The organism is Flavonifractor sp. An306 (genome assembly GCF_002159455.1).
Classification (GTDB): domain Bacteria; phylum Bacillota; class Clostridia; order Oscillospirales; family Oscillospiraceae; genus Flavonifractor.
Genome location: NZ_NFIQ01000043.1, coordinates 24785 through 32919, shown reverse-complemented (window position 1 = coordinate 32919; position 8135 = coordinate 24785). Strand labels below are relative to the sequence as shown.

The window sequence follows — 8135 nt, the reverse complement described above, 5'->3', positions numbered from 1 at the left end:
CGCCTCCAGTGTAAAGGAACTATTCAAATTGTAAATGGCTGTTTTCAGTTGACCAAAATTGGCGTTTTTCGCCTGACCCGGAATGGCGATTATCGCCTGACGCTAACATATGAATTCGATAAGGGAAATAAATCCGGAGATTCCAGGCGATTTAGGGATTTTGAGGGGTTGGAGAAAAAATAAGATGGGGGTGGTGGGAGAATTTGTGGCGATTTTAGGAAATTTGAGCCAAAACAGTCTTTGAAAATCCAGCTGGGCATGAAGATAAATTTTGGTGGACATAGTTTGGATATCCTTTGAGTTTATCCGATGGAGCATGGAGCCGCTATTTTGATTACAGCGACAACACCAATTCACCCCATCCCTTTTCGTGCAGATTCAAGACTAGTTTATTTTTGTGATAAGCGTTACCATAAGGCACCAACGAAAGGGGGTGCTTGTTTATGGGGCTGATACTTGCTTTTATGATGGGTATGCTTACCATGGCTATCATTGTTGGGGTATTTTTCCGTATGCTCCTGTTTTTCCTGTTGTGGTTGATGGACTAAGAGAACACATTTAGGATAAGACAGCCAGCCTTCTTTTGTCAGGCTGGCTGTCTTTTTTACTATTACAGCCAAATTGCCAAATTACCAAAAATAAACTATACTTATCATAAAACTATATTGAGAATAGGGGCGGTCCGGATGGCGCAGTATGACAGGAAACGGAAAATAGATTCAGGTATAGATAATAAAGAACTATACAACCGTTTTAGAATATTTTATGTTCTGCGGCTACTGTGGAAGTGGGAAAATCATAAAGTAGACGAATTATATGAGATATTGAAAATAAACCGTACACTCTATGGGAGAATATTGGGCCTGGAAAAAATTGATTTGAAGGATAGACTTGAACAGCTTGCGCAGTTGACAGAAATACCAGCAAAATATTGGGATGGATATGAAAACATATCTTTGAGAAGTTGGGATTCACAGGAAGAAGATAGGGCATGGAAAAAGCTGATATCGTCGAGAAAGGAACATATAGGCAATCAAAAGACAAGTAAACAGATTGACATAGAAGGGGTAATAAACAAGAATTATAGAGAGGCCTTGAAGGAAAGTAACCTACAATACGAGAACGGATATTTTAAGCGACTAGTTTATTTTGCAAAATATAAAGAGAAACGACCAACGAAAACTGCGGAAGAATTACTGCAACAAGTAGAAAGAGATATTCAGAGAGTCTCCCGTATTGCGGTTGAAAATATGTTAACTAACCCTGACAGGTTGGAAGGACATCTTGAAATTGTTGTTAAATATGTGGAGCGTGTACGGGCAACGCTTATTTTACAAGGTTGGGACAGGTAATATATATGGCGGAATAAAAAGTTTTGCTTTTTTTGAAATGCTGTCATAGAAGTAAAAGCAAATATGCCTCCTAAAATGCTTTTAATGCTTTCCATAAAAAGCAAATATCACTGCACTGATAGCTAATGATTAAAAAAATGCGGCAGATTGAAGTGTCAATCTGCCGTATTTTTTTGGTGTAAGCTATGCGTGTAAAGAGGACAGGGCACCAAGCCCTAAAGGAAAGGCGTGTACCTTGAAAACAGAAGATGAGCGCACGAACTAGCACAGACGGAATTTTTAGGGGGCAGTATATCTCTTTACAATTTGACATAGGAGGAGTTTATGGGTAAGGGACGATTTACAGAGGCAGAAGCGTTGCCGCTGGTGTTGACACCAATGGATATAGCGGCGGTGCTGGGGATTTCCAGAAATACAGCTTATGAACTGATACATAGTGAAAAGTTTCCGGCCTTCCGAGTCGGGAAGCAGTATCGAATCAGCCGGGAGCGGTTTGTGGCCTGGCTCAATGGGGAAGCGGCTTAACAAAAGATGATGGAGGTTTATAGATATGGTACACATGGCTGAATTTGTGGAGCGGATCATAGCGGCTGGCACAATGGCTAAGGTTTATGAGGTCGCTGGTGGCCCTGTGGTGTTTGGGGCATGGAGCCGGGATGTGGGAACAATGGAGCGGCGGCTAAAGCTGGCTCTGGTGTACCCGGATGGGGAAATCAGCCCTGTCCGGGAATACGCCAAGCGGAAGCTGACAGAGGCAAAGGCACTAAATGATTTGGCTGACCTGGACGGCATAGCGCCAAAGATGGTGAATGAAATTTATGAGGCAGTGATGAAGCAACACCGCAACCTTCCTGTACAGGAGGACAGAAATGGACAGTGTTCTATCATGCAGGCATATCATGCCTTGTGTGAGTATGTGCGGGAGTATGAGGAACCTGGCAAGGTGTTTATCCGTGACGGCTATGGGAATATCCTTGCCAGCTATCTCCCCAATGTACTGAAACGGTTGGAGCTGGGATATAGCCGCCTGGAACTTGAGAAAAATTTGAAATCGTGGAACTTACTTCGGGTCAACAATGGGACAGCGCATCCCTACACCTACAAAATCAACACCGGGAGCGCAAATAACTGGTTTCTATCCTTTCGACTTTCTGAGAAAAGTGAGGTGGCAGCATGAGTATGGAGGCAAGCGTTCAAATCTTTTCCTATGTTGGCAGCAAGGCGAGAATGGCAGGAGTTCTCTCCCGCCTTATCCCCGGCCACTGTACAACTTACGCCGAGTTGTATTGCGGCAGCGGAGCCTTGGCGTTAAATAGCCGAAAATTTGAAGTCAAAATCCTTAATGACCTTATCTATATACGGGTATGCGTGCTGGGGAGGGTATTCCGCTTCAATGGAAAGATATTGATTTGAATAAGCGTACGATTCGGGTCAATAAGAAGGCCATCTTGCACCATGACTACGCAACCCACAGCGGCAAGCAAGAGATACAAGACTTCTGCAAAACCGAATCGAGCAAGCGAACGATAGTCATCACGGCGGGGTTGGTTGCTATTTTAGCGGAGCATAAGGAAGAAATGAAAAAGCGTGCGGCGGCGCTGGGGCTGGAATGGTCGGAGGATAGTCTTGTATTCTGGAACACCCGAAACAAAATTGTGCAGTATGGAAATCTGAAGGAGAGCCTAAACAAGATTTACCGAAAGGCAGGCATTGAGGGTGCGACCATGCACACACTTCGGCACACCTACGCTACCCGGTGTTTTGAAGCTGGTGTCGAACTTAAAGCTATAGCAGATCAATTAGGACATGCTAGCCCAAAAACAAGTTATGAACTTTATATCCACCTCTTTGAGGATACCAAAGCAAGGGAGATAGATAAGTTAGCGGGGATTGATAAGTTTATTTCGTCGGAACGGGAAGCGGAGGGCGCTGTTGTTATCCCGTTCCCGGAGAGGGAGAAGGCAGTTTAAGAGAGACAACAATTACGCATTTGACAAATGCGTAATTGCCAAGGTATAATACAAATAGCGAGGGCGCTGTTGCATGACGGTTAGCCCAGGTAAGCTGCTAAGGTTGAACCGTTAGCCGCTCGGTGGACTGGACCGGGCGGCTAACACGCTTTTGGGGCTATGTAGACCATCGTCAAAAAGACGATGATAAAACATACCAGAAAGCGGAGGGCTTTCGCCCAACGCCTGTTTCCCATCCGCATCACCCCCTTTCTCAAGGGAGTGGCTAACCGCCATTTTGTAACAGCGCCAGAGTTATCATAGCATAGGGGCAAAAGGTTGTAAAGGGTCGAAGCGGCTACCGGGCTTTTACCGTATTTTTACCGCTTCTAGGTTGGGAGTAGGTGGTCGGCCTTGGGATTGGGTGGGAGGCCAGGGGAGAGAAAACCTTGATAAATGGGGCTGTTTGGGATAGATTAGCACTCGCTAAACCGCTGACCCTATAAAGGTGAAGGATATGCTCCTCAAAGAGGCTATCGAGGAGAAGCGGGAGGCCGACGCCAGAGCCGTGGAGGCTTTCGGCGGTCACCTGGAGGACCCGGAGAGCGTGTAACGCTCCATTGGAAGAAAAAAGCAGAGAGCTCCCGCCCGGAATATTTCCCGGGCGGGAGCTTTTTTGACAGAACGGGGATCTTGGGGTATAATCACAGCCTATCTACCTCAGACAGGAGACCCCCAAATGAAACAGAACGATTCCAAGCTGAAAACCGGCCTGTGGCAGGCCGTATTCCTGCTGCTGACGCCTCTGACCGCCCTATGGCTCATGCAGCTTACCTATGGGTCCCCGCCCTGGAGCATGGCGCTGGGGCCCACCCTGGCCAACGCCCTGTGCATTGCCCTGCTGTTCTGGCCTCTGTGCGGGCTGGTGGGACGGATCGCCCCCTGCTCCATCGGCATCCACATTGCCGCCGGGGCCTGGGGAGCGGCCAATTATTTCGTCAATTCCTTCCGGGGCACCCCCATCCTGCCCTGGGACTTTTCCGCACTGAATACTGCCGCCGACGTGGCGGGCAGCTATCGCTTCATCCCCACCTGGCAGATGGCGGCAGCGGCCGCTTTGATGGTGGCCCTGATCCTGTTTCTCCACAAGGAGGAGCGCAAGGCCCGGCTGCGGCTGACCGGAAAGCGGTGGCCCTTGCGGCTGGTGTGCCTGGGAGCTGGGCTTCTGTGTCTGACACAGCTCTTTCCAACCCAGAAGCTGGAGCGCTTTTCGGTGAAAACCGACGTGTGGGACCCGGCGGGCTCCTATCGCACATGGGGCTGCCTGGCGGCCTTTCTGCGCAACACCGAATTTTTGGAGGTGGACCAGCCGGAGGACCCCTCCGGGGCGCACGTGGCGCAGATCATGGCGGAGGTGGAGCCGCCGGAGCCGGCGGAGGTGCCGGTGGAGCGGCCCAACATCGTGGCCATCATGAACGAGTCCTGGGCGGATTTCGAGTACTATGGCAACCTCTCCCTCAGCGAGAGCGTCACCGATTACATTTCCTCCCTGGACAACGGGGTGTACGGCCACGCCTATACCTCCGTGTTCGGCGCCGGTACCAGCGCCAGCGAGTTTGAATTTCTCACCGGCAACTCCATGGCCTTCCTGCCCTCGGGCAGCATCCCCTATCAGCAGTATGTGCTGGGCCCCACGGCCTCTCTGGCCTCCCGGCTGAAGGCGGAGGGCTATGACACCCTGGCCTTTCACCCCGGAGAGTACACCTCCTGGCAGCGGGACCGGGCCTACCCCAACCTGGGGTTTGACCGCTACAAGTGCGGCGCGGACATGGACGTGCCCCAGAGCTTTGAGCACGGCTATGTCAGCGACCAGTCCGACTTTGCGCAGATCATCTGGGAGTTCGAGCACCGGCAGGGGGACAAGCCTCTGTTTCTGTTCAACGTCACCATCCAGAACCACGGCGGCTATACCGCGGCGGACTATCCCGCCCAGGTCACCCTCACTGACGAGCCGGGGAAGTACCCCATGGCGGAGCAGTACCTCACCCTGGCCAACAAGACCGACCAGGCCTTCCGTACCCTGGTGGAGTACTTTGCGCAGCAGGAGGAGCCCACCATCATCGCCATGTTCGGGGATCACCAGCCCTCTGTGGAGCAGGAATTTCTGGACAAGGCCTACGGCGTCACCCAGGACCGGATGGACATGAAACAGTATATGGGCAAGTATATGGTCCCCTTTGTCATCTGGGCCAACTACCCTCTGCCGGAGGAGGGGCCGGAGTTCACCAGCCTGAACTTCCTGGGCCAGCATCTGCTGCGGTACGCGGGCGTGGAGAGCACCGCCTACGGGGATTACCTGTGGCAGCTTCAGCAGCAGCTGCCCGCCCTTACCTTTGTGGGGTACGTGGACCGGAAGGGAAGGGCCTACAGCCATCTGGAGACCAACGACTACACGGCCCTGATCCAAGACTACCAGTGCGTGCAGTATAATAACCTCTTTGGCGGCGATGAGCGGCTGGCGGAGCTGTTCGACGGCCCATGAAAGCAGAAAAGAGACCTGCCTGAGACAGGTCTCTTTTTGCGTCTTACAGCAGGATCACGCCCGCGTCCTGGCAGGCCTGCATGGTCTGCTCATCCCAGACGGAGGCCTGCACCTCGCCGATGTGGGCCTTGCCCAGCAGCAGCATGCACAGCCGGGACTGGCCGATGCCGCCGCCGATGGTCAGGGGCAGCTTGCCCTCCAGCAGCATCTTGTGGAAGGGGAGGGAGCGGCGGCTGTCACATCCGGCGATGGCCAGCTGCCGGTCCATGGCGGTGGGATCCACCCGGATGCCCATGGAGGACACTTCAAAGGCCCGTTCCAGCACCGGGTTCCACAGCAGGATATCCCCGTTCAGGGTCCAGTCGTCGTAGTCCGGCGCCCGGCCGTCGTGGGGCTTGCCCGACTTCAGGGCCCCGCCGATGCCCATAAGGAAGGTGGTGGGATGCTCCTTCACCCAGGCGTCCTCCCGCTCCTTGGGGGTCAGGTCGGGGAACCGGTCCTCCAGCTCCTGGGTGGTGACAAAAGACACCTCGGTGTTCAGCACGGGCAGGGCAGTGAGCTGGGGGAACACCGAGCGGAGGGTGGCCTGGGTCTCCGCCATGGCCTTGACAATGGTGCGCACCGTGTCCTTCAGGTAGGCCTCATTCCGGTCCCGGGGGGCGATGACCTTCTCCCAGTCCCACTGGTCCACATAGACCGAGTGGAGATTGTCCAGCTCCTCATCCCGGCGGATGGCGTTCATGTCGGTGTACAGGCCCTCTCCCACTGAGAACTGGTAGCGGTACAGGGCCATCCGCTTCCACTTGGCCAGGGAGTGGACCACCTGGGCGTCCCGTCCGGCGTCGGGGATGTCAAAGGACACCGGCCGCTCCACCCCGTTCAGATCGTCGTTGAGGCCGGTGGAGGCCTCCACAAACAGGGGGGCGGATACCCGGCGCAGATGGAGGGCGCCGCCCAGAGTATCCTCAAACAGCCGCTTCAGCAGGCCGATGGCCTTCTGGGTGTCGTATAAGTTCAGACAGGGGGCGTACCCCTGGGGGATCACGGTTTGCAGCATGAGAAACGCTCCTTTTTCAAACAAGTTGCTCTGTCACATTATACAGGAAAAGTATCCCGGCGGCAAGGGTCTATGCCGGAGGGGACTTGGGGAATTGCGATAATAAATATTTATTATAATATAAAGTATCATCATTTTACATGATGGGAAAAGAGGCGTATACTAGGTGTGCATCAGATGTAAATGTTGGAAGGAGCAGTTGTGATGAAACAATGGAGAGAGAGAAGCAAGGGCCTGCTGCTGTGCCTGGTGCTGGCCATTCCCTGCTGGCTGCTGGGGAAGGCGGTACCTGTGGTGGGCGGACCGGTGTTCGCCATTCTGGCGGGCATGGTGATCGCCCTGTTTTACCGGGAAAAGAAGGGAACCCAGGCAGGGATCGCCTACACCTCCAAGTATATTCTGCAGCTGGCGGTGGTGCTGCTGGGCTTTGGCATGAACATGACGGAGGTGGCCCGGGTGGGTCTGACCTCCCTGCCCATCATTGTCTCCACCATCACCACCTCCCTGGTGGTGGCCTTCCTGCTGCACAAGCTGATGGGGATGCCCACCAATATCTCCACCCTGGTGGGGGTGGGCTCCTCCATCTGCGGCGGCTCCGCCATTGCCGCCACCGCCCCGGTGATCGGGGCGGACGATGAGGAGATCGCCCAGTCCATCTCGGTGATTTTCCTGTTCAACGTGGCGGCAGCCCTGCTGTTCCCCACCTTCGGCGGTGTGCTGGGCCTGAGCAATGAGGGTTTCGGCCTGTTTGCCGGCACGGCGGTAAACGACACCTCCTCGGTGACGGCGGCGGCGGCCGCCTGGGACGGGATGCATCCCGGGGCCAACACCCTGGATACCGCCACCATCGTCAAGCTCACCCGCACCCTGGCCATCATCCCCATCACCCTGGCCCTGGCCTTTTTCCGGGTGATCCGGGCCAAGCGGGCCGGTGGAGAGAAGGAAGGCAGCTTCCAGCTGAACAAGATTTTCCCCTTCTTCATCCTGTTTTTCGTGTTGGCCTCCATCCTCACCACAGTGTGCCTGAACCTGGGGGTGAGCGGCGGGGTGTTTACCCCCTTCAAGGAGCTGAGCAAGTTCTTTATCATCATGGCCATGGCGGCCATCGGTCTGAATACCGATATCGTCAAGCTGATCAAAACCGGCGGAAAGCCCATTCTGATGGGGGCCTGCTGCTGGGCGGCCATTACGGCAGTGAGCCTGGGGATGCAACACATGCTGGGGATCTGGTAAAC

General features: G+C 54.0%; 9 protein-coding genes. 8 read left to right on the top strand and 1 reads right to left on the bottom strand.

The genetic code is table 11. From position 1 onward, the window contains the following. The 7 genes from B5F88_RS21075 to B5F88_RS11755 form a co-directional block, all read left to right on the top strand. On the top strand, positions 1-183 hold a 183-nt coding region (locus B5F88_RS21075), incomplete at its 5' end, for a hypothetical protein (RefSeq protein ID WP_204246231.1). A gap of 503 nt (positions 184-686) precedes the next feature. Beyond that, entirely contained in the window at positions 687-1352 is a 666-nt protein-coding gene (locus tag B5F88_RS11780) for a hypothetical protein (RefSeq protein ID WP_087346197.1), read from the top strand. A 324-nt stretch (positions 1353-1676) separates the two neighbouring features. Beyond that, the gene (locus B5F88_RS11775; RefSeq protein ID WP_087346194.1) at positions 1677-1877 is read left to right on the top strand and encodes a helix-turn-helix domain-containing protein; all 201 of its coding nucleotides are present in this window, start codon (positions 1677-1679) and stop codon (positions 1875-1877) included. 25 nt (positions 1878-1902) lie between these two features. Beyond that, a complete protein-coding gene (locus B5F88_RS11770; RefSeq protein ID WP_087346191.1) occupies positions 1903-2529 on the top strand; it encodes a hypothetical protein in 627 nt (208 codons plus the stop codon). Further along, positions 2526-2765 (top strand): DNA adenine methylase, encoded by a 240-nt coding sequence (locus B5F88_RS11765; RefSeq protein WP_087346189.1) that lies wholly within the window; start codon positions 2526-2528, stop codon positions 2763-2765. The genes B5F88_RS11770 and B5F88_RS11765 overlap by 4 nt, the downstream gene beginning before the upstream one ends. After that, positions 2762-3322, top strand: a complete 561-nt coding sequence (locus B5F88_RS11760) for a tyrosine-type recombinase/integrase (RefSeq protein WP_242959771.1) — start codon at positions 2762-2764, stop codon at positions 3320-3322. The genes B5F88_RS11765 and B5F88_RS11760 overlap by 4 nt, the downstream gene beginning before the upstream one ends. Before the next feature lie 718 nt (positions 3323-4040). Further along, positions 4041-5843, top strand: coding sequence for an LTA synthase family protein (locus B5F88_RS11755; RefSeq protein ID WP_087346184.1), 1803 nt, complete (start codon positions 4041-4043; stop codon positions 5841-5843). A 43-nt stretch (positions 5844-5886) separates the two neighbouring features. Here the strand turns inward: B5F88_RS11755 and asnA are convergent, their stop codons facing one another. Then, the gene (asnA, locus tag B5F88_RS11750; RefSeq protein WP_087346182.1) at positions 5887-6900 is read right to left on the bottom strand and encodes an aspartate--ammonia ligase; all 1014 of its coding nucleotides are present in this window, start codon (positions 6898-6900) and stop codon (positions 5887-5889) included. A gap of 204 nt (positions 6901-7104) precedes the next feature. On the opposite strand from asnA, the gene B5F88_RS11745 reads away from it, so the two are divergent. Then, on the top strand, positions 7105-8133 hold the full coding sequence (locus B5F88_RS11745) for a YeiH family protein (protein WP_087346179.1): 1029 nt from the start codon (positions 7105-7107) through the stop codon (positions 8131-8133). Positions 8134-8135: the final 2 nt, after the last annotated feature.